This is a genomic window from Streptomyces albidus (ex Kaewkla and Franco 2022) (assembly GCF_013870515.1).
Taxonomy (GTDB): Bacteria; Actinomycetota; Actinomycetes; order Streptomycetales; family Streptomycetaceae; genus Streptomyces; species Streptomyces albidus.
The window spans coordinates 1-1,712 of the sequence record NZ_JACBXA010000481.1 but is presented as its reverse complement, the minus strand read 5'-3'; the positions used below and the strand labels follow the sequence as shown (position 1 = coordinate 1,712).

Genomic DNA, 1,712 nt, shown 5'->3' with positions numbered 1-1,712 from the left:
CTGCGACGGGCGCCATACGCTGGAGAGCGGACCCGCCGCGCGGCGGGAGTCGGCGCACCGGCACAAAGCAAGCGCTTAGAAAAGAGTCCCGCATCACACCCTGAGGCCCGTGACCCGGGGCTTACGGCCGGGTAGCTTCCCGCACGTAGCAATGTGCCAAGTGCCACGCAGACCCTCTGGAGCCGTGATGCCCGAAGCCGTGATCGTCTCTGCAGCCCGCTCGCCCATCGGACGCGCCTTCAAGGGGTCGCTCAAGGACGTACGGCCCGACGACCTGACCGCGGAGATCGTCAAGGCGGCACTCGCCAAGGTGCCGGAACTCGACCCCGCGCAGATCGACGACCTGATGCTGGGCTGCGGCCTGCCGGGCGGCGAACAGGGCCACAACCTCGGCCGCGTCGTCGCCGTCCAGATGGGCATGGACCACCTGCCGGGCTGCACCATCACCCGCTACTGCTCCTCCTCCCTCCAGACGACCCGCATGGCCATGCACGCCATCAAGGCCGGCGAGGGCGACGTCTTCATCTCGGCGGGCGTCGAGACCGTCTCCCGCCAGGTGAACGGGTCCTCCGACGGCATGCCCGGCACCCACAACCCGCTCTTCGCCGACGCCGAGGCACGCACCGCCGACCGCGCAGAGACCGGCGGCGACGGCTGGGCAGACCCGCGCGAGAACGGTCAAGTGCCCGACGTCTACATGGCGATGGGCCAGACCGCCGAGAACCTGGCGCGGCTCAAGGGCGTCACCCGCCAGGACATGGACGAGTTCGGCGTGCGGTCGCAGAACCTCGCGGAGAAGGCCATCGCCGACGGGTTCTGGGAGCGGGAGATCACCCCGGTCACGACCCCGGACGGCACTGTCGTCGCCAAGGACGACGGCCCCCGCGCCGGAGTGACCCTGGAGGGCGTGGAGGGCCTCAAGCCGGTCTTCCGTCCCGACGGGCTGGTCACCGCGGGCAACTGCTGTCCCCTCAACGACGGCGCCGCGGCGCTGGTGATCATGTCGGACACCAAGGCACGCGAGCTCGGTCTGACTCCGCTGGCCCGCATCGTCTCCACCGGCGTCTCCGGCCTCTCCCCCGAGATCATGGGGTACGGGCCGGTCGAGGCCAGCAAGCAGGCGCTGAGCCGTGCCGGGATGTCGATCGGGGACATCGATCTCGTCGAGATCAACGAGGCGTTCGCGGCGCAGGTCATCCCCTCCTACCGGGACCTCGGCATCGACCTGGACAAGCTCAACGTGAACGGCGGCGCCATCGCCGTCGGCCACCCCTTCGGCATGACGGGCGCCCGCATCACCGCGACTCTGCTCAACTCCCTGCAGTGGCACGACAAGCAGTTCGGTCTGGAGACCATGTGCGTCGGCGGCGGCCAGGGCATGGCCATGGTGCTGGAGAGGCTCAGCTGAGGCGGCTCCTTTCCCGTTCCTGACGGATTCCATGCGCCCCCGGGATGTGATTTATCCCCCGGGGGCGCTGCGTTTCCCCTGCTCAGGGCGTTCGGTGCGGAGGGGGTTTCAATCGACCTCTGTCCTATTCACGGCGTTTGGGACTACGGTCGACACGCCTTCCGACTTCCAAGGAAGCTGCACGGACCATCTGGGGGAACGAACGCAACCGGGAGTTAGTCAGTGAGCGCCATATCTCTCCTCCTGCTCGCGACCGCGGTCACCGCCGCGGCCGTCGGGGGGGCTGCCCTGCATTCGGCGCGGG

1 protein-coding gene is annotated in these 1,712 nt (G+C 69.0%); it reads left to right on the top strand.

Translation table 11 applies throughout. The features are described 5' to 3' along the window. Window positions 1–187 precede the first annotated feature (187 nt). Window positions 188–1,408 (top strand): acetyl-CoA C-acetyltransferase, encoded by a 1,221-nt coding sequence (locus H5J26_RS30725; protein ID WP_181769214.1) that lies wholly within the window; start codon window positions 188–190, stop codon window positions 1,406–1,408. The last annotated feature ends 304 nt before the right edge of the window (window positions 1,409–1,712 follow it).

Bases quoted from the DNA above. Each gene is read 5' to 3' on its own strand.
- H5J26_RS30725 (WP_181769214.1), top strand. From the start codon at position 188: ATGCCCGAAGCCGTGATCGTCTCTGCAGCCCGCTCGCCCATCGGACGC.